Genomic DNA, 18,914 nt, shown 5'->3' with positions numbered 1-18,914 from the left:
AGGAGCAGGGCTGATTAGCTTTGCTCCTTTTTCTTATGCATCATCGGCTGTCGAGACGGTAATCTCGTTGGCTTCTTCCGGGGCCAGTAACTGTTGAATCCGTTGCTGGATGTTCTGTAACCGGATGCGCTGTTCTTCTGTCAGGTTTGGCCGTGAAGGGTTGCCTTCGCTATCGGTAGAAAGCGCCTCTGTGATTCTGGTGGATATGTATTCAAGTTTCCGGGTGGTCCCGGCGGAGAGCTGTTCATTTTTCTGCTCGGCTCCGGACAGGTTTTTGTTCATCCACTTTTCCAGGGCCGAAATTCTACCCTCGTGACCATTGCTGGTCTTGTGGAAGTTCCTGGCATGTTGCTGGGCCTTCATGGCTTCGCGGGCCTTGGGAGACAGGGTGATCTTGTCTTCAGGCTGTTGCCGTCTTGATGTTGCCGCCTTTTCTCGCGCCAGCGGAGGGATGCGCTGAACGCTCTGTTCGTTACGTAATTGTGAATTACGGTACGCGGCAAATGTCTGTTGAATGTTCATGAGCTGGACTCCTTTTATCTGATCCAGGTCGCCTGAACATTACAAAGCATATCCTGTGCCAGTTCGGATAAGCACTTGATCTTTCATCCAGAGCACAATTGCCAGCAGAAGAGGGAGTGTTGCGGAACAGCCCAGCAGGAAGAAAATGCCGGGGTAACCGCAGAACCGGGGTAACCGCTGAAAAAGAAGAGAAGAGTTATCTGTTATTTATCTGTAAAGGCCAGCCGTAAAGCCATTCCGCCCAGAATGCCTGCTGTGCACCAGCGCAAGAGGGTACGTATTCTGGTGCTTGCCTTTAGCCTGGTTGCGGCCAGCATGGTCAGAGTGATCAGGATTACGAAGATGAGATAGCCATTGATGTTGAAGATCAGGCCAAGAACAAGAGTCTGCCAGATAATATTCTCCGGGGCTGCATCAATAAACTGTGGCAGAAAGGCCAACATGAAGAGGCCAACCTTGGGATTGAGCAGGTTGGTTGTTGCGCCTTCCAGAATGATCTTGATTGCAGCGGGCTGTATCTGAGGCTCCTGGCTTTCTTCTGAAGAGGGTGCTGGAGGTTGAGACGCCAGGATTTTAAAAGCGATATAGAGAAGATACGCGGCACCAAGGATCTTGAGCACAAGGAAGGCGGTTTCAGAGGCCGCAAGCAAGGCTGAAATCCCCAGTGCTGAAGCAGTGACATGCACCATGGAGCCAAGAGAAATTCCAAGAGCAGCATAAAGCCCTGCATTTCGTCCCTGTTGAGCCGTCTTTGCCAGAACATAGGCCATATCGACGCCGGGAGTAAGATTGAGCGCAATCCCGGCAAGAATAAAGGGTACGAGAAGGGATAGTTCCGGAAGAAGGTGAAGCATGTTTTAACCCAAGGCCAATAGAAGCAGGCCAGGGCTGAAATGAGCACTCTTGTCCTGCAACAGTCCCGGAACATTGAGCCAGATGTATTATCTGGTCAAGAGCTTTGGCGGGCTAGATGATTTCATCTTCGTCGAACAGCGGGTCTTCTTCCAGCTGGGTTGTGAGGCTGTCGATGGTGGTTTCGGCATCTTCACTGCGCTTTATTCTGGCAATGTGGAACAGACCGTCTCCTTCGTTCACAATCGGCAGGTTTGTTCGACCTATCAGCAGGCCATCCTCTTCGACCAGAATCTCGGTCTCCACTTCACCAAAGGGGTCTGATATTGCGCCGAGAACATCTCCAGCTTTTACCTCATCACCGCTTGTCTTGTATGTACGCAGAAGGCCGCCGGCCTGGGCTCTCAACCAGAAACTGGAGGTTGAGCGAATGGAGGGGGCTTTTGGTTTTGTGACACCCTTGCCTGATATCATACCAATCTCGCGCATGACCCGCAAAATACCGGAAACACCGGCACGGACGGCAAACTCGTCAAAGCGGAGACCTTCGCCAGCTTCATAAAGCAGGATATCGACATTATGGTCCTGAGCGGCTTGTCTCAAGGAGCCTTCGCGAATTTTTGACGTGAGAATCAACGGGGCACCAAAGGCCTGAGCCAGCTTCATGGTGTCGGGTTTTTTTGGCGATACGCGGATCTGCGGCAGGTTGGTCCGGTGGATCGCGGCGGAATGCAGGTCAATGCCATAGTCAGAGCGCGAGGCAATCTCGGTCATGAAGATATGTGCCAAACGCCCGGCCAGAGATCCCTGTGGGCTACCGGGAAAGGAGCGATTGAGATCACGTCTGTCAGGCAGATACCGCGAGTGGTTCATGAATCCGAAAGAGTTGACGATCGGAATGGCCAGGAGCGTGCCGCGCAGCTTTTCCAGATTGGGTGCGCGCAGCAGGCGTCGAACGATCTCGACACCGATGACTTCATCCCCGTGGATTGCTGCGCTGACAAAGAGCGTAGGTCCGGGGCGATTGCCGTGCACCACATGGACGGACAGGGAGACAGGCGTATGATCCGAAAGGAAACTGACGGGAACATCAATGGTCTGACGGGTGCCAGGAAGGATAGACTTCCCGCCGATCTCAAAAGGTTCGCGACGGGGCATCAGCCTTTGCCTCTGGTCTTTGTTTTTCCAGGTTTGGCATTCTTTTCCAGAAACTCGATAATCAGGCCGGCAATATCAATGCCTGTTGCCTTTTCAACACCTTCCAGTCCAGGGGAGGAGTTTACTTCCATCACAACGGGTCCATGATTGGATCGTAACATATCGACCCCACAAACATTGAGCCCCATGGACTTCGCCGCGCGAATAGCGGTTGAGCGCTCTTCCGGGGAAATCTTGATCGGTTTTGCACTGCCGCCACGGTGGAGGTTGGAGCGAAAATCGCCTTCTGCCCCTTTGCGTTGCATCGCGGCAACAACTTTGCCGCCAACGACCAGCGCCCGGATATCTGTCCCTGCTGATTCCTTGATGAATTCCTGAACCAGAATGTTCACCCCGGCACCACGAAAAGCTTCTATCACTGATTTGGCCGATCGGTCGGTGTCTGCAAGAACCACCCCAATTCCCTGTGTCCCCTCAAGCAGCTTGATCACAACAGGGGCCCCCCCGGAGATATTCAGAACCTCTTCAGTCTGCTTTGGATCGTGAGCAAAAGTCGTCACAGGAAGTCCAATGCCATCGCGGGCAAGAAGTTGCATCGAGCGCAGTTTGTCGCGAGAACGACCAATGGCGACAGACTCGTTCAAAGGATAAACGCCCATCATTTCGAACTGACGCAGAACAGCCGTCCCATAGAAAGTGACAGAGGCACCGATACGGGGAATGACCGCGTCATAAAGCGGAAGCTTTTCGCCGTTGTAATAGATTTCCGGCCGGCGGGAGGCGATGTTCATATAACAGCGAAGTGTATTGATGATATCAAGTTCGTGTCCCCGGGCTTCTGCTGCTTCCTGCAATCGCTTGTGCGAGTAGAGGTTGGCATTCCGGGCCATCATCGCTATTTTCATGACGTTTCTCCAGTCCTGGTTGTCGCGCAACCAGCGTGTTGTCGGCTAATGCTGTCTCTTAGTCCTCTGGAGTGGTCGCCGTCAACACCGCAGGAGGACCGGCCAGAAAAGATCTGCCGGGATTAACCAGAATGCGTTTTCCCCGAATTGCCGTTCTCCCTATAATCAGGGCAAATCCCATGGAACGGCGGTTGGCCAGAGAGACTTCAATTGGCCAGCTTTGTTGCCCCAGTACAAGTGTAGTTTTTACGACATAACGTTCCTGTGCTTCCCCGCCGGTGTTCTTGATGTGGCGCTGGTCCACGACTTCGCAAAAACACTGGATACCGTGTCGGTGGTGATGCAAGGGTACCCAGAACTCAACCCAGTCCTTGCCGTCCTGGACAAAAGGTTTGATATCGACAGCATGCAGGGCAGATGTTCTGGCGCCGGTATCTATTTTTGCTTTCATGTCTTTAATTTGAAGTGAAGGGAGAGAAATTACCTCTCGCCATCCGATTTCAATGGTGAGTTTCGGTTTTTTTTGCACCAACTCGGGTTTACTCCAGGCTGTCTTCGTTGACGCGTCTGTAATTTACAAAGGTGTTGGCGTTCATAACCACGAAGAAATTGTCCATGTCGATGAGGATGTAACCGCGTTCAATCATTGCCCGGGTCAGGGCAAGTATATCTACTTCATAGAGGCGGCGGCGTTTTGCCAGTTTACGGACAAGCTTTACAGCAATCCGGTAACGTCCGCTTGCCTTCCCGCCAAAAGACTGGGTGTACAAGGCAGCCAGCCGATCTGCAACAGCGGTAAAACTATGTGTGTCCATTTCCATGCGACAATCATAATGATGTAATATTATTTGTCTATAGAATAAAAACTTTACTTATGGATGGTTTTTGCTGTCTTATTGACGCATTGCCTCACCCTGCTACTGAAAGGGAGCACCAATGACAGACATGGAAGAACAGCAGGACGTGCCTGAGCCATTGCCCGAACCATTGGTGGAAGTCCGATTGCGGGAATATCTGGCTGCGAATGATGCAGAGGGATTGTTTGACCTTCTTGATCCGCTGGCGTTGAGTGAGGCTCTGCGTGAAATTCTTCAACTGACACCGGATGAACGAGACCGTCTGCTGACCTTGATTCCGGCTGAACTGGCAGCTGAGCTGATCGAGGAAGCGCCGAGTGAGCTTGCGGCTGAGCTAGTGGAGCGCCTGGAGCTGGAAACAGCGGTCGAGATTATTGACGAGCTGGACTCTGATGTTCAGGCCGATGTTATCGGCGAGATGGACGAAGAGGATGCCGAGGCAATTCTCGCGGGTATGGACGCCGAAGATGCGGCGGATGTACGCCGTCTGGCTGCCTATGCAGAAGACACGGCGGGTGCTTTGATGATTGCCGAGGCTTTCACCTTTAGCGAAACCGACACAGTCGGTAATGTGCTGCGGCGAATGGTGAGTGAAGATGATGATTTCGAGCGATATCGTGGTCAGCACCCCTATGTTCTCAATGCAGCAAACCAACCGATCGGAGTTGTGTCCCTGCGCGGATTGCTGACAGCAAAACGCAGTCATAAACTGACAGAGATCATGGTTGAACCCATGACCGTTACTGCCGATCTCCCTCTGGATCAGTTGCGGGATATTTTTGATGCCTACCCTTTTCTGGGTGTTCCTGTGGTCGAGAGCGAGGGTCAACTGGTCGGGGTGGTTTCCCGCTCGGCTGTTGATGAAGCGGCTCTGGAACGCGCCGAGAGTGAAAGCTTGCGGATGCAGGGTGTTATGGGCGAGGAAGTCCGTTCCATGCCACTGTTTCTGCGATCCCGTCGGCGTCTGGCCTGGCTGTCGGCCAATATTGTCCTGAATGTTATCGCCGCGAGTGTTATCTCTGCCTATGAAGAAACCCTGGCTGCAGTGATAGCGATCGCCATCTTCCTGCCGATGGTATCCGACATGAGTGGCTGTTCTGGTAATCAGGCCGTGGCTGTGACCATGCGTGAATTGTCCCTTGGTCTGGTTCGTCCGGTTGATGCACTGCGGGTCTGGCTCAAGGAAGTATCGGTCGGTGTGATAAATGGTCTGGTGTTGGGGTTGCTGATCGGTGTTGTTGCCTGGATCTGGAAGGGAAATGTTTTCCTGGGTCTGGTAATCGGTCTGGCGCTTAGCTTCAATACGATTATTGCAGTCTCTATCGGAGGTGTTGTTCCCCTGTTGTTGCGGAGGATTGGTCAAGATCCGGCGGTTGCCAGTGGTCCTTTGCTGACGACGATCACTGATATGGCCGGGTTCTTTCTGGTGCTCAGTCTGGCAACGCTTTTTATGCCGCTGCTTGTCTGAAGACACTTTGCGGCGTTGTGGCGCCTGTCCGGACAGGGCGGGATATATTCTAAACTGGGTAATGGCACCTCCTGCGCTTCACCTGAGCGGCAGCATTGACCTTTCGTGATCCTTATGGTCAAAAGCTGGTATGGAATAAATTTACCCAGAAACAAGAAATAATATGTCGTCAGGACCCATGAGCGAAAATCGTGTTTATCTGTTTGATTCTACCCTTCGTGACGGGCAACAGACCCAGGGCGTTGATTTTTCCGTTGCTGACAAGACGGCTATCGCGACTGGATTGGACAGAATTGGCGTCGATTACATTGAAGGTGGCTGGCCGGGAGCAAATCCGACCGATAATGAGTTCTTTTCAACCCGACCGCAGTTAAGTTCATCCCTTTTTGTTGCTTTTGGTATGACCCGCCGTCCAGGCCGTTCTGTCGAAAATGATCCGGGGCTGGCTTCTCTGGTCAACTCGGCTGCAGATGCGGTTTGTATTGTTGGAAAAACCTGGGATTTTCATGTTGATGTTGCGCTGGACATAGCACGCAGTGAAAATATCGACATGATCGGGGAGTCAGTCGCCTTCCTGAAAACCCGCAAACAGGAAGCCCTGTTCGATGCGGAACACTTTTTTGACGGCTATAAGGCAAACCCTGAATTTGCCATGGATTGTTTGCTGTCTGCCTATCAGGCTGGTGCGCGCTGGATTGTTCTCTGTGACACAAATGGCGGGACCTTGCCGCATGAGATCAGGCGGATCGTCGGTGAAGTCACGCAAAAAATTCCAGGAACACATCTGGGTATCCATTGTCATAACGACACGGAGAATGCCGTTGCCAACTCTCTGGCCGCTGTTGAGGCTGGCGCCCGGCAGATACAGGGGACCCTGAACGGGTTGGGAGAACGCTGCGGGAATGCCAATCTGGTTTCCCTTATCCCCTCTCTCAAGCTGAAGACCAGCTACGACATCGGGATTTCCGACGCGCAACTGGCCCAACTGACATCCCTGTCACATATGCTGGATGAACGCCTTAACCGCGCGGCACAAAGCAACATGGCATACGTGGGGCAGTCTGCCTTTACCCACAAAGGCGGGTTGCATGTCTCGGCTGTGGAAAAAGATCCCAGAACATATGAGCATATTGAACCGTCACTGGTGGGAAATCATCGGCACGTTATTGTTTCGGATCAGGCGGGTCGCTCCAACGTTATAGCGATGCTCCGGGATATGGACATTACCCCGGATGATCAGGACGGCAGCAAAATGGGCAAGTTGCTGCAGCGGGTGAAAGACAGGGAATACGAGGGCTATTCCTATGATGGTGCAGAAGCCAGTTTCGAATTGCTGGCCCGTCGTGCCTTTGGCGAGGTACCAAAATATTTTTCCCTGAGCCGTTTTCGGGTCATGGATGACCGGCGCCGGGATGCCCGGGGCAAGCTGGTCACAGAATCAGAAGCAACTGTGACGCTGGAAGTCGGCAGCAGGCATATCATGGAAGTTTCTACAGGAAACGGTCCCGTTAATGCGCTGGACTGTGCCTTGCGCAAAGCCCTGCTGCCCTTTTATCCTGCCCTTGAAGACATGGTGCTTCTTGATTACAAGGTACGCATTCTGACACCACAGGATGGAACCCGGGCTGTTACCCGCGTCATGATTGAATCCGGGGATTCAAAGGGGCGCCGCTGGACCACCGTCGGGGTGTCTCCCAATATCATTGATGCGTCTTATAACGCGATTAATGACGGCATTACCTGGAAGTTGTTCCATGAGAAAGCTGCTGGCGCCTGATCTGAGGGTGATGGTATTGCGCTCAGGTATTGCCTCAATTTGTAGTCGGAGATAGCTATGGCTGGAACAGACGGGACCCAGTCCCCGATTGCCGGAGGGCCTGTGATCATTTTGGTTGGCCCTCAACTGGGGGAAAACATCGGCATGGTTGCCCGGGCAATGCTCAATAATGGACTGACCGAGTTGCGTCTGGTCAAACCCCGGGATGGCTGGCCCAATCCTGCAGCAGAAGCCTCGGCTGCCGGGGCGATTGAAGTGCTGGAAAAGGCCCGGGTATTTGAGACCACGGCCGAGGCCATTGCCGATCTAAATCATATCTTTGCTACGACAGCGCGCACCCGGGACATGACCAAACGGGTTGCTGTTCCACGTCGTGCGGCACAGGAAATGCGGGCGCTTGATCAGGCCGGCCAGAAAATCGGTATTTTGTTTGGTCCAGAAAAAGCGGGCCTGCACAATGATGATGTTGTCCTGTCTGATACAGTGATCTCGGTGCCACTCAACCCGGCCTTCTCTTCGCTCAATCTTGCCCAGGCGGTTTTGCTGGTGGCTTATGAGTGGTTCCAGCAAGGGACAGAGGTACCGGATCAGGAGCTGGTTCTGGGTGGTTCGGAGCTGGCGCCAAAGGCCGAGTTGGTGAACTTTTATGAACGTCTTGAAAGTGCACTGATCGAGAATGGTTTTCTCTGGCCGCCAGAAAAGCGTCCGAACATGATCCGTAACCTGCGCAATATCTTTCAACGTGCCATGTTGACTCAGCAGGAAGTCAATACGCTGCACGGTGTGGTCAAATCCTTGCGGCATGGCCCCCGGAAGCAGGGCGGAGATGATTCCGGAAAATCCAAGGATACGTGAATAGTTTATCGGGCGGCAGGCCGGATAAATTTGCAGGCGACTCCAGAATATATTTGATTTTTCGAGCTTGTTTGCGATCAGAAGACCGCTCAGGGGATACTGTGAAGCCTGGTTTACGCTGACCAGAGACAATAAAGCCCGGATTTGACAGTTTTGTTGATGTTTGAGGGGGAAAGGGGTTTGACTTTTGTCTGCTGATCCCTATAGTCGCGCCTGCATTCCTGGGAAAGTGGGACGGTCAAAGACCTGTGCCCCGTCCGTTTTGGAACTACCGGGACAATAAACAGACTTTAGGATACAAGACAATGTCCAAGCGTATTGCTTCGAAATACAAGATTAACCGCCGCCTTGGTGTAAACCTTTGGGGTCGCCCAAAGAGCCCGCTGAACCGTCGTGACTACGGTCCAGGTCAGCACGGTCAGCGCCGTAAAGGCAAGACTTCCGACTTCGGCACCCAGCTGATGGCGAAACAGAAGCTGAAAGGTTACTACGGTAACATCGGCGAGAAACAGTTCCGTCGCTACTTCGCTGAAGCGAACCGTCGCAAGGGTGATACAGGTGAAAACCTGATTGGCCTGCTTGAGAGCCGTCTGGACGCAGTTATCTACCGCGCCAAGTTTGTACCGACAGTTTTCGCAGCCCGTCAGTTTGTCAACCACGGTCACGTCACAGTTAACGGCAAGAAGGTCAACATTCCTTCTTACCAGGTTAAAGTTGGCGATGTGATTGAAGTGAAAGAAAAAAGCCGTCAGGTACCAATGGTTCTCGATGCGGTTGAATCTTCCGAGCGTGACATTCCAGAATACATCGATGCCGATCACAAAGCGATGAAAGCCACCTACGTGCGCGTTCCTGAGCTGGCAGACGTTCCATATCCAGTTCAGATGGAACCAAACCTGATCATCGAATTCTACTCCCGCTAATCGGGACGAAAATTCCGCCGGTTTACTGGCAGACAAAAGGCCATCCGCAGAAGCGGGTGGCCTTTTTGTTTTGCCTGCTGCTTTTAGGGTCTGCGGCTAAAGTCAGTCGAACTGCTCGACACCGGGGAATTTGCATTCGCCACGGCTATAAACATAGTCTACGCGACCAAACCTGTGCTGGTTCACCTGAAGATAGCCTGTGCAGCTGTGAAACCTGTAAAAAGTCTGGTAGCCAATCAGTTTTTGATCCCGTTCCGAACGGGAATTTCTCTCAAGTGTGTTCTGAGAGCGAATATCCTCGGCAGTGATCCCAAGTTTTGTCAGGAGTTCTTCCAGAGGTTCCGGATAGGGGTTGCGTACGCCTGCCTGTACCGGGCTGGACAGGATGGTTGCAGAAAGGCAGATGCCAAGAAACGGCGCAATAAACAGTTTTTTAAACATGGGAAATCCTTGGGAATAGAGATTTTCAGGAGATGTCATGGTGTTTTTTCCCACCAGATAAGAGATAGGCATTCACAGGATTAATTAAACCACCTGATGCCGAGAAAGTGACAATCTCCGCGACTATAGACCTGTTTGATGACGCCAGAGTAGCTGTGCTGGATCACAAGATGACCGCCGCAGTCGGTAAAGCGGACATAGCTATTATAGTCAATAGACCGATATAATCGGCGATACCTGGACAAGCGTGGCAAACCGGAATGGTTTTCGAGTGTTTTGACTGAAGCTACTCTTGATAGCTCAATCGCATTTTGATCAAGCACCTGTTGAACAAAGGAAGGGTAGTAAGTTGTTTCCTGCGTTGAGTGTCTTTCATTTACGCCTGGGGAGCAGGCTGTCAGGAACAACAGCGTCGCCGTGGTCAAAAAGATCTGTTTGATGCTCAATCTTATTCCCTATCAAAATACCTAGGGGCGCAGTTGAAAACGCAAAAGGGCCGCCTTAGGCGACCCTTGTACAGAGTTGATCGTCAAGAAAAACTCAGGAAGCCTGGGCTTCGGCGTTAATGCCCTTTTCCTGGAAGAACTGCTGCAGTTCTCCGGTCTGGAACATTTCACGGAGGATATCACAGCCACCAACAAATTCGCCCTTCACATAAAGCTGGGGAATGGTTGGCCAGTTGCTGAAATCCTTGATTCCCTGGCGAATACTTGGATCTTGCAATACGTCAACACCGGTGAACTTCACGCCGAGGTGGGTGAGGATCTGGGCAGCAGTGGCGGAAAAACCGCACTGTGGAAAAACAGGGGTGCCTTTCATGAAAAGCACTACGTCGTTTTCTTTTACTTCCTGACGGATGCGATCTGCGACAACATTATCCATAAGGCTTGTTCCTTGCTCGTTTGTTCAAAGCAGCTGTGGCGTATCAGGCTGCGGGTGCCGAGGTCTGAAGAGCAAGTGCATGCAATTCATTGCCCATGCGCCCCTGCAGGGCCTGATAGATCATCTGGTGCTGCTGCACTCTGGTTTTACCCTGAAAAGTCGGGGATACGACATAAGCTGCATAATGATCACCATCACCACGAAGGTCTTCGATGGTCACATCAGCGTCGGGCAGTGCTTCCCGAATCAGTGCTTCGATTTCAGCAGGGTTCATCGGCATAAATACTGTCCTTGTTCTTTTTTCTCTCCAGCCAGGCCGGAGTCCCGGCCTGTTCCGTCTACAACACTACAAAGCCTTTTCTGAAAGATCCACAGGAGAGGTATCTTTTACCGCCCCTGTGGAGAAGATTCTTTCAAATCGGCAGCGAACATCAGCTTGCCATATAGTTCGGCAGCCAGGATTCGTTGGTTTCACGTAGTTCTGCTACCGATATGGTGCTGCCACCGGGCAGGGTCAAGCCCTGACCGCCAGTGCGACCAATCACCTCAGCAGACACACCAGCTTGTTTTGCTGCCGAAAGGAAGCTTTCCGCATCGGCAACCGACACCAGATAGCGGCCCTGATCTTCACCGAAGAGCCAGGCCGTTGTTGGAACTGAACAGGTGGCTGGCTTCGTAACCGTTGCTCCCATACCTGAAGCGATGGCCATATCGGCAACAGCTGCGGCGAGGCCACCATCTGAAAGGTCGTGACAGCTTGTCAGAAGGCCTGCCTCGATCCGGGAGCGAATGAACTCGCCATTGCGACGTTCCGCGGCCAGATCAACGACAGGGGCATTGCCCTCGCGTTTGCCTTCGAGCACATCCATATAGACAGAGCGGCCAAGATGGCCTTTGCTTTCGCCGACAAGAACAAGTGTTTCATTCTCTGCGCCAAAGGCAACTGTCGCCAGGCGGTCTGCATTTTCCAGCAGTCCAACGCCACCGATAACCGGCGTTGGCATAATGCCCTTGCCATTGGTTTCGTTGTAAAGCGAGACGTTCCCAGACACCACGGGGTAATCCAGTGCAAGACAGGCATCACGCATGCCTTCGATACAGCCGACAAACTGGCCCATGATCTCGGGACGTTCGGGGTTGCCGAAGTTCATGTTATCGGTGATCGCCAAAGGCTTGGCCCCGACGGATGTCAGGTTGCGGTAGGTCTCTGCGACAGCCTGTGCGCCACCGCGAACCGGGTTTGCCAGACAATAGCGCGGTGTGCAGTCCGATGTGACAGCAAGGGCACGGTTGGTGCCGTGAATCCGGACTACACCGGCATCACCGCCGGGGCGCTGGATCGTATCGCCCATCACCATGTGATCATACTGTTCCCAGACCCAACGGCGGCTGGACATATTCGGTGAGCCGATCAGTGTCTTGAGGGCTGCTGTGGTATCAGCGGCTTCTTTGACATCTTCTGGCTTCACATCCTTGCTGTCGGGTGTGGGGACCCACGGGCGATCATATTCAGGGGAGTGGTGAGCAAGCGGTTTGATCGGCAAATCGCCAACGACTTCACCATGGAACTTCAGAACCATGCGTTTGCTGTCGGTCAGTGTCCCGATAACTGCAAAATCCAGATCCCATTTTTCCATGATGGCTTTGGCGATGTGTTCCTTGCCGGGTTTGAGGATGATCAGCATCCGCTCCTGGCTTTCAGACAGCATCATCTCGTAAGGCGTCATGTCATCTTCACGCTGGGGAACCTGATCAAGGTTCAGCTCAACGCCCATGTCACCAGAAGAAGCCATTTCAAAGGACGAAGAGGTCAAGCCTGCTGCGCCCATGTCCTGGATTGCGACGATGGTATCTGTCTGCATCAATTCGAGACAGGCTTCGATCAGCAGCTTTTCTGTGAAAGGATCGCCGACCTGTACCGTTGGGCGCTTTTCGTCAGAATCATCGTCGAACTCGGCAGAAGCCATGGTCGCACCGTGAATACCGTCGCGCCCGGTTTTGGAGCCGACGTAAACCACGGGGTTGCCGACACCGGAAGCCTGGGCGGTGAAAATCCGGTCAGCACGGGCAAGACCAACAGTCATGGCGTTGACCAGAATGTTGCCATTGTACGAAGGATCAAATTCGACTTCACCAGCAATGGTTGGAACACCGACACAGTTACCATAACCACCAACACCGGCAACGACACCGGAAACCAGATGTTTGGTTTTCGGATGATCAGGTTCGCCAAAACGCAGGGCGTTGACGTTGGCAATGGGGCGTGCGCCCATGGTGAAGACATCGCGCAGGATACCGCCAACACCGGTTGCCGCGCCCTGATAGGGCTCGATAAAGCTCGGGTGGTTGTGGCTCTCCATCTTGAAGATCGCGGCATAACCTTCGCCAATATCAATCACGCCTGCGTTTTCACCGGGACCCATGATAACCTGAGGCCCCTCGGTTGGCAGGGTTTTGAGCCATTTTTTCGATGACTTGTAAGAACAGTGCTCGGACCACATCACCGAGAAGATGCCCAGTTCCAGGAGATTGGGCTCGCGTCCCATGATCTCGAGAACCAGTGCGTATTCTTCTTTGTTCAGGCCATGTTCGGCGACGATTTCGGGGGTAATTTCACTCATCTTTTCATCACCTTATGAAAGAGCCGCAACGAGGCTTTCAAACATGGCTCGGCCATCTGTACCACCGAGAGCCGCATCGCAAAGACGTTCGGGGTGAGGCATCATGCCAAGAACATTGCCTTTGGCGTTATAGACTCCGGCAATGTTGTTGAGCGAACCGTTGGGATTGTTTGCCAGATCCACTGTTCCATCTGCACCGCAATAGCGGAAAGCAACCTGGTTGTTATCTTCGAGCGCTTTCAGCCCTTCGGAATCAACGAAGTAGTTGCCGTCGTGATGGGCGACAGGAATACGGATTGTCTGACCCGCAGCATAGCCGCTGGTGAAGATGCTGTCGTTGCGTTCGACCTTCAGGTGGAGATCGCGGCAGACAAACTTCAGGCCGGCATTGCGCATCAGGGCACCGGGAACCAATCCGCTTTCGGCAAGGATTTGAAATCCGTTACAGATCCCCAGGACAGGGACACCCTTGTTCGCCCGGGCGATGACTTCTTTCATCACCGGGGATTTGGCTGACATGGCACCACAGCGCAGATAGTCGCCGTAGGAAAATCCGCCGGGGAGACAGATCAGGTCAACAGAATCAAAGTCGGCATCTTTATGCCAGACCATCTGGGGTTCAGATCCCATAGACTGACGCAACGCGACCTGAATATCACGGTCACAATTGGATCCTGGGAAAACGATCACCGCCGCTTTCATTGGCAAGTTCCTCGTGGTTCGAAGTTACAGTAAGTCATCTCAGATACTTTTGCTCTGATCACCACAGATATTTTTATCAGTGGTGAGGGGCAGCTTACTGTTCCAGATCGATGGAATAGTTTTCGATCACAGTGTTTGCCAGCAGCTTTTCGCACATGGCAGTGACGGCTTCATGAGCTTTGGCCTTGTCAGTTTCTTCAAGATCCAGCTCGATGAATTTACCCTGGCGGGCCTGATTGACACCTGCGAAGCCCAGTGAGCCAAGTGTGTGTTCAATTGCTTTACCCTGAGGGTCCAGAACTCCGTTTTTCAGAGTGACATGGATGCGCGCTTTCACCCGTAATCTCCATTTTTAGTTGCTGACGGGGGCAATCAATACACCCCGCTAAGCTGATATAGCTTAAATACTTCGGGGACCCACTGGGCCCCCGTTACAATCGGCCCTAGGCCGGATTTTTCTCTGCAAAACTTTCCGGCAATACACCGAGGCGTCTGGCAATTTCGATGTAGGCCTCTTCAACCGCGCCAAGGTCACGGCGGAAGCGGTCCTTATCCATCTTTTCGTTGGTCTTGACGTCCCACAGACGACAGGAATCAGGACTGATCTCGTCGGCGAGAACAATCATTGTGCCCAGGTCATCCTGCAAACGACCAAACTCGATCTTGAAATCAACAAGGCGAACGCCGATGCCAAAGAACAGCCCACGGAGGAAATCATTGATCCGGTGGGTGTAGTGCAGGATGTCTTCGATTTCATCCTGCGTAGCCCAGCCGAGAACGACGGCATGATCGCGGGAGATCAGGGGATCACCCAACTCGTCCTTTTTATAGCAGAATTCTACTAGGGATTCGGAGAGTGGAGTGCCTTCGACAAGGCCCAGATTTTTGCATATCGAACCGGCAGCAACGTTGCGGACAACCACTTCCAGCGGAACAATCTCGACCGATTTGATCAATTGCTCGCGCTCATCCAGACGTTTGATGAAGTGCGTGGGAATACCCAACTCGGCCAGACGCAACATGATGTATTCGGAAATGCAGTTGTTCAGAATACCCTTGCCGGTGATCGTGCCTTTTTTCTGGTTATTAAAGGCTGTGGCATCGTCTTTGAAATACTGGATCAGCGTACCGGCCTCAGGCCCTTCAAAAAGAACCTTTGCCTTGCCTTCATAAAGCTGTTTGCCGCGCATGAAATCTGTCCCTTGGGCCTGGCCCAGTAAGAGGTGACGCGAGGCGGAAAGACCGAGGCTTTTCCATACCTCATATATTCGCGCCCCGTATAGCAGTCTCGGTCGCGGAAAACAATCCCGCTTCTCCCCCATTGCCAGCTTTTTATCAGGTTGTGTAATCCAAGAAGCGATAAGGTCTTTATCTTAAAGGGCTTGGCAAAGGTAAACTCAGATATCCACCTTTTCAAAAGGGACTTTCCCCGGTTGCCCGGCGGCAAAGAGCCACTCTGTTTTGACCTTGTCTCCGCCAGAAGAGACGTTCTCCGGGGCGGGAAGGCCAATAAGCGAAGAAGAACTGGTTCCAAAGCCCTCTGCTGTGGTGAAGCTCATGGCTGTATGATGGTCGGGATCTTGGCGTGCCAGGATGGCCTGCCATCCGGACCAGTTGGCTTTGTCCGGATCGGGGATCTTTGATCCAAAGTCGGCGCGATGGGCCTGGATACGGGGGCTTTGATCATTCCCGTCACCAGCCGTGATCATGAAAACGCCTTCGGGGATCGGGAAAATCTCGATGCGTCCTGTTCCGGAAAGCTCGTCGTGGCGTAACCAATAGGCATCTTTGAAGTCGGCGATAATCAGATTGAAACTGCGGTAGGCCATGGGGTTAAGCTCGGCCAGTGCGTCGGCAGCGACGCGGGCTTCTGCATGATCCAGGGCTTCAAGAACAATTTCCCCCCGACTCCGTTTGTCTGCTTGAGGGCCGAGACTGCCCCGGCGATTCAGAATGCACGAGAGCAGTCCAAAGTCATTGATGCCCAGCCAGCTCCCTCCAGCAGTTTCATCAAGTCCGGCGACAACGTCGGGACGGTCTGCCCAATGCCGGGCAGGTTTTTGCCAGGGGCGATCATTCATTTCGTCCCGGTTGCCCGCGAAGAGGAGCGGCCATTTATGCCCGGGGCGTCTGAGAAGGGTAACAGTACACATTTTTCCTGCCGATTTCGTGCCAAAACCTGATATTAACGAGTTTCCCTTGCGGAAACGAAAGGTTATAACGATCTATATAACAGATGCTTTCTGTTGCGTCGCCCTTTCAGGCTGAAGGTGAGCTTCATAAATGAAGGGCGGGTGGACAGAAAGGTTACATTGTTCGTTACTTCAAGACGGGGAGTCTTTGTCTCATGACCAATCTAAACAACCGCGAAAAAGCGTTTGAAGAAAAATTCCAGCACGATGAGGAACTGCGGTTCAAAACAGAAGCCCGTCGCAACAAACTTCTTGGACTTTGGGCAGCAGAGTTGATGGGCATGACTGGTGAAGCGGCCAGTGAATATGCTGCCTCTGTGGTCAAGGCCGATCTGGCCGAGCCCGGTGAAGATGATGTGAAACGGAAAGTCCTGAAAGATTTGCAGGATCACAACGTGGACAAATCAGAACACCAGGTTATCCGCCAGATGGCAGATTTGATGGCCGAAGCCAAAAAACAGTTGATGGAACAATAGGATTTACCTGTTGTACGCTTTCCCTTTCAAAGGGAACTGAAAAGAGATCTGGGATACCAGGTCTCTTTTTTTGTTACCTCGGCTTGGGGCATCTGAATGGATGTATTTTAAATAATTCCAAGAAAATGTTAGGGATCGGGAAACTTTTTGGAAGCGGTTTGTTAAAGGATTTTTGCCATACTCTTTAGTGCTCGCATGTTGTGTTACTTCTGTAAGGGATGCAAAAATGACGACAGCATTTAATGAACTGGAAAAAGCGCACGAAAACAAATTCCAGCACGATCTGGAGCTGCAATTCAAGGCGAAGGCGCGCCGAAACCACCTGGTGGGTTTATGGGCCGCGGAGCTTCTGGGGCTAAAAAATGGCGAGGCCCACAAATACGCTGAAGAGCTTGTTGGTCTGCACATCAAGGACACGGGCTGGCAGCAGATTCATCACAGGATACTGTCAGATTTTTCCCATCGGGGTGTACAAAAATCTGCCCATCAGATCGAGCGTACCATTCATGAACTGATGGCTGAAGCCGATTACCAGATCAGAAACGAATGACGCTGGTCTTTTAAACTATTCAGACGAACCCCCAATACAAAACAGGCCCCGTTTCCGGAGCCTGTTTTGTATTGGGGGTTCGTCTGGCTTTCTAGTGCGTGAAAATGCGCTTGAAGATCCGGTCGATATTTTTGGTGTGATAGCTGATTGAATCTTCCTCGAGCAAGGCAGTCAATTTCTCAACCGGGAGAATTTTGGTCAGGCCGTCATCTTTGGACATAAAGAAGAAGAAACGGTTGTCGTGGCTCTGGGCTTCTTTTTCCACAGCGTCCAGCTCAGCGGGGCTATCGGGATTGTCCGGGTCAATGCCATAGCTTTTCCATACCCGCATGGCGTTGCGCTGCACAATACGATAAGCCTCTTCACGGCTGACGTTGTTCTGTGTGAGATAGAGCAGAACACGCTGGGCATCATGGATACCACCAAAATTGTTCAGGTGATCGAGCATGTTCTGGGGATAGACAACCAGCTTCTCTATCGTGCCAGCCAGGCGATTCAGGGCGAAGTCCAGAGTGATTGTCGCATCTGGTCCAATCATCCGTTCGACGGAAGAGTGGGAAATATCCCGCTCGTGCCACAGGGCGACGTTTTCCAGAGCAGGTGTAACTGCGGAACGGACAATCCGGGCCAGTCCTGTCAGGTTTTCTGTCAGGATCGGGTTGCGCTTGTGCGGCATGGCAGAGGAGCCCTTTTGCCCAGGTGCAAAATATTCCTGGGCTTCCCGGACTTCGGTGCGCTGCAAATGGCGAATTTCAGTCGCGATATTTTCCACAGAAGAGGCAATGATCCCGAGTGTCGCAAAATAATTTGCATGGCGGTCACGCGGGATAACTTGGGTGGAGATGGGTTCTGGTGTCAGACCCATTTTCTCGGCGACATGCTCTTCTACTTGCGGATCAACGTTGGCAAAAGTGCCGACGGCACCGGAAATCGCACAGGTAGCAATTTCTTCACGGGCGAGCTGCAGGCGTTTTTTGTTCCGCAGCATCTCAGCATAGAAACGGGCAAATTTCAGTCCCATCGTCACCGGCTCGGCGTGGATACCGTGCGAGCGACCGATGCAGACCATGTATTTGGTTTCTTCAGCGCGTTTTTTCAGGGCAGCAAGAAGACGGTCCAGGTCGGCAAGAAGCAGATCAGCAGCCTGGGACATCTGGACCGAGAGGCAGGTGTCGAGTACATCGGAAGAGGTCATCCCCTGATGGACAAAACGGGCTTCATCGCCGACGTGTTCGGCCAGTTCAGTGAGAAAAGCGATGACGTCATGCTTGACTTCCATCTCGATCTCATCGATCCGGGCAATACGTTCCTGGGTGTAGGGCTTCTGCCCTTTTGCCCAGACGACTGCTGCGGCTTCTTTCGGGATGACCCCGAGTTCGGCCTGTGCATCGCAAGCGTGAGCTTCAATTTCGAACCAGATACGGAATTTGTTTTCCGGTTCCCAGATGGTGGTCATTTCCGGACGGCTGTAACGGGGGATCATGGTGCCTCGGTTCCTTTAGGACATTGCACAAGATCTGCGTACAGGCTCTGCACACAGGATCTGCCGCAGTTTTAACTGATCGCATGTTTCAGGGTGAAACAAGCGAAGTTGCTGCTTTCTGTCAACCTCCATAATGATTTTTGTTGAAATGGGAGAGCCTAAATCGAGATCCTAGGATGGGATTCCTCTTTCTTTACTGATGGTTCTTGGAAAGAAGAGCCTCGTTTCATCTTGCTTCTGCTTGTGATAT

Annotated in this window: 22 protein-coding genes; 6 read left to right on the top strand and 16 right to left on the bottom strand. The window is 52.4% G+C overall.

What is annotated here, in order from left to right; translation table 11 throughout:
- Window positions 1-33 precede the first annotated feature (33 nt).
- The 6 genes from O4H49_RS07515 to O4H49_RS07490 all read right to left on the bottom strand — a co-directional run bounded on the left by O4H49_RS07515 (window position 34) and on the right by O4H49_RS07490 (window position 4,258).
- The gene (locus O4H49_RS07515) at window positions 34-522 is read right to left on the bottom strand and encodes a hypothetical protein (protein WP_269422808.1); all 489 of its coding nucleotides are present in this window, start codon (window positions 520-522) and stop codon (window positions 34-36) included.
- Between the two features lie 203 nt (window positions 523-725).
- A complete protein-coding gene (locus tag O4H49_RS07510; RefSeq protein WP_269422807.1) occupies window positions 726-1,376 on the bottom strand; it encodes a LysE family translocator in 651 nt (216 codons plus the stop codon).
- A gap of 112 nt (window positions 1,377-1,488) precedes the next feature.
- Window positions 1,489-2,532, bottom strand: coding sequence for a succinylglutamate desuccinylase/aspartoacylase family protein (locus O4H49_RS07505; protein ID WP_269422806.1), 1,044 nt, complete (start codon window positions 2,530-2,532; stop codon window positions 1,489-1,491).
- Window positions 2,532-3,437 (bottom strand): 30S ribosomal protein S6--L-glutamate ligase, encoded by a 906-nt coding sequence (rimK, locus tag O4H49_RS07500; RefSeq protein ID WP_020591966.1) that lies wholly within the window; start codon window positions 3,435-3,437, stop codon window positions 2,532-2,534. Before rimK ends, O4H49_RS07505 begins: the two co-directional genes overlap by 1 nt.
- A gap of 58 nt (window positions 3,438-3,495) precedes the next feature.
- On the bottom strand, window positions 3,496-3,966 hold the full coding sequence (locus tag O4H49_RS07495) for an ATP-dependent zinc protease (RefSeq protein ID WP_269422805.1): 471 nt from the start codon (window positions 3,964-3,966) through the stop codon (window positions 3,496-3,498).
- A 10-nt stretch (window positions 3,967-3,976) separates the two neighbouring features.
- Window positions 3,977-4,258, bottom strand: coding sequence for a hypothetical protein (locus O4H49_RS07490; protein WP_269422804.1), 282 nt, complete (start codon window positions 4,256-4,258; stop codon window positions 3,977-3,979).
- Window positions 4,259-4,373: 115 nt separating this feature from the next.
- On the opposite strand from O4H49_RS07490, the gene mgtE reads away from it, so the two are divergent.
- The 4 genes from mgtE to rpsD all read left to right on the top strand — a co-directional run bounded on the left by mgtE (window position 4,374) and on the right by rpsD (window position 9,317).
- Window positions 4,374-5,762, top strand: a complete 1,389-nt coding sequence (gene mgtE, locus O4H49_RS07485) for a magnesium transporter (RefSeq protein ID WP_269422803.1) — start codon at window positions 4,374-4,376, stop codon at window positions 5,760-5,762.
- A 178-nt stretch (window positions 5,763-5,940) separates the two neighbouring features.
- Window positions 5,941-7,539 (top strand): citramalate synthase, encoded by a 1,599-nt coding sequence (gene cimA, locus O4H49_RS07480; protein ID WP_269422802.1) that lies wholly within the window; start codon window positions 5,941-5,943, stop codon window positions 7,537-7,539.
- Window positions 7,540-7,596: 57 nt separating this feature from the next.
- The gene (locus O4H49_RS07475; protein WP_269422801.1) at window positions 7,597-8,394 is read left to right on the top strand and encodes an RNA methyltransferase; all 798 of its coding nucleotides are present in this window, start codon (window positions 7,597-7,599) and stop codon (window positions 8,392-8,394) included.
- Window positions 8,395-8,699: 305 nt separating this feature from the next.
- Window positions 8,700-9,317 (top strand): 30S ribosomal protein S4, encoded by a 618-nt coding sequence (rpsD, locus tag O4H49_RS07470; RefSeq protein WP_020591973.1) that lies wholly within the window; start codon window positions 8,700-8,702, stop codon window positions 9,315-9,317.
- A gap of 102 nt (window positions 9,318-9,419) precedes the next feature.
- Here the strand turns inward: rpsD and O4H49_RS07465 are convergent, their stop codons facing one another.
- From O4H49_RS07465 to O4H49_RS07425, 9 genes are all read right to left on the bottom strand, one after another.
- Window positions 9,420-9,758 (bottom strand): hypothetical protein, encoded by a 339-nt coding sequence (locus tag O4H49_RS07465; RefSeq protein ID WP_269422800.1) that lies wholly within the window; start codon window positions 9,756-9,758, stop codon window positions 9,420-9,422.
- 80 nt (window positions 9,759-9,838) lie between these two features.
- Window positions 9,839-10,204, bottom strand: a complete 366-nt coding sequence (locus O4H49_RS07460) for a hypothetical protein (RefSeq protein ID WP_269422799.1) — start codon at window positions 10,202-10,204, stop codon at window positions 9,839-9,841.
- A gap of 94 nt (window positions 10,205-10,298) precedes the next feature.
- Window positions 10,299-10,640, bottom strand: coding sequence for a Grx4 family monothiol glutaredoxin (gene grxD / locus O4H49_RS07455; protein WP_269422798.1), 342 nt, complete (start codon window positions 10,638-10,640; stop codon window positions 10,299-10,301).
- A 43-nt stretch (window positions 10,641-10,683) separates the two neighbouring features.
- Window positions 10,684-10,920, bottom strand: a complete 237-nt coding sequence (locus tag O4H49_RS07450) for a BolA family protein (RefSeq protein ID WP_020591977.1) — start codon at window positions 10,918-10,920, stop codon at window positions 10,684-10,686.
- 151 nt (window positions 10,921-11,071) lie between these two features.
- Window positions 11,072-13,261, bottom strand: coding sequence for a phosphoribosylformylglycinamidine synthase subunit PurL (gene purL, locus O4H49_RS07445; protein ID WP_269422797.1), 2,190 nt, complete (start codon window positions 13,259-13,261; stop codon window positions 11,072-11,074).
- A 12-nt stretch (window positions 13,262-13,273) separates the two neighbouring features.
- Entirely contained in the window at window positions 13,274-13,963 is a 690-nt protein-coding gene (gene purQ, locus O4H49_RS07440) for a phosphoribosylformylglycinamidine synthase subunit PurQ (protein ID WP_269422796.1), read from the bottom strand.
- Window positions 13,964-14,057: 94 nt separating this feature from the next.
- The gene (gene purS, locus O4H49_RS07435) at window positions 14,058-14,300 is read right to left on the bottom strand and encodes a phosphoribosylformylglycinamidine synthase subunit PurS (protein ID WP_269422794.1); all 243 of its coding nucleotides are present in this window, start codon (window positions 14,298-14,300) and stop codon (window positions 14,058-14,060) included.
- A 106-nt stretch (window positions 14,301-14,406) separates the two neighbouring features.
- Window positions 14,407-15,153 (bottom strand): phosphoribosylaminoimidazolesuccinocarboxamide synthase, encoded by a 747-nt coding sequence (purC, locus tag O4H49_RS07430; protein WP_269422793.1) that lies wholly within the window; start codon window positions 15,151-15,153, stop codon window positions 14,407-14,409.
- Between the two features lie 207 nt (window positions 15,154-15,360).
- On the bottom strand, window positions 15,361-16,116 hold the full coding sequence (locus O4H49_RS07425; protein WP_269422792.1) for an NRDE family protein: 756 nt from the start codon (window positions 16,114-16,116) through the stop codon (window positions 15,361-15,363).
- Window positions 16,117-16,310: 194 nt separating this feature from the next.
- Here O4H49_RS07425 and O4H49_RS07420 point away from each other — a divergent pair, with 194 nt between their 5' ends.
- Entirely contained in the window at window positions 16,311-16,631 is a 321-nt protein-coding gene (locus O4H49_RS07420) for a DUF1476 domain-containing protein (RefSeq protein WP_269422791.1), read from the top strand.
- Between the two features lie 226 nt (window positions 16,632-16,857).
- Window positions 16,858-17,181: a DUF1476 domain-containing protein gene (locus O4H49_RS07415; protein ID WP_269422790.1), complete on the top strand. Its 324-nt coding sequence runs from the start codon at window positions 16,858-16,860 to the stop codon at window positions 17,179-17,181.
- 91 nt (window positions 17,182-17,272) lie between these two features.
- Here the strand turns inward: O4H49_RS07415 and purB are convergent, their stop codons facing one another.
- Window positions 17,273-18,664 carry an adenylosuccinate lyase gene (purB, locus tag O4H49_RS07410; RefSeq protein ID WP_269422789.1) on the bottom strand — a complete coding sequence of 464 codons (1,392 nt, stop codon included), beginning with the start codon at window positions 18,662-18,664 and terminating at the stop codon, window positions 17,273-17,275.
- Window positions 18,665-18,914 lie beyond the last annotated feature (250 nt).

The sequence above is a fragment of the Kiloniella laminariae genome (genome assembly GCF_027214005.1).
Classification (GTDB): Bacteria; Pseudomonadota; Alphaproteobacteria; order Kiloniellales; family Kiloniellaceae; genus Kiloniella; species Kiloniella laminariae_A.
This window is presented reverse-complemented; position numbering and strand designations above follow the sequence as displayed.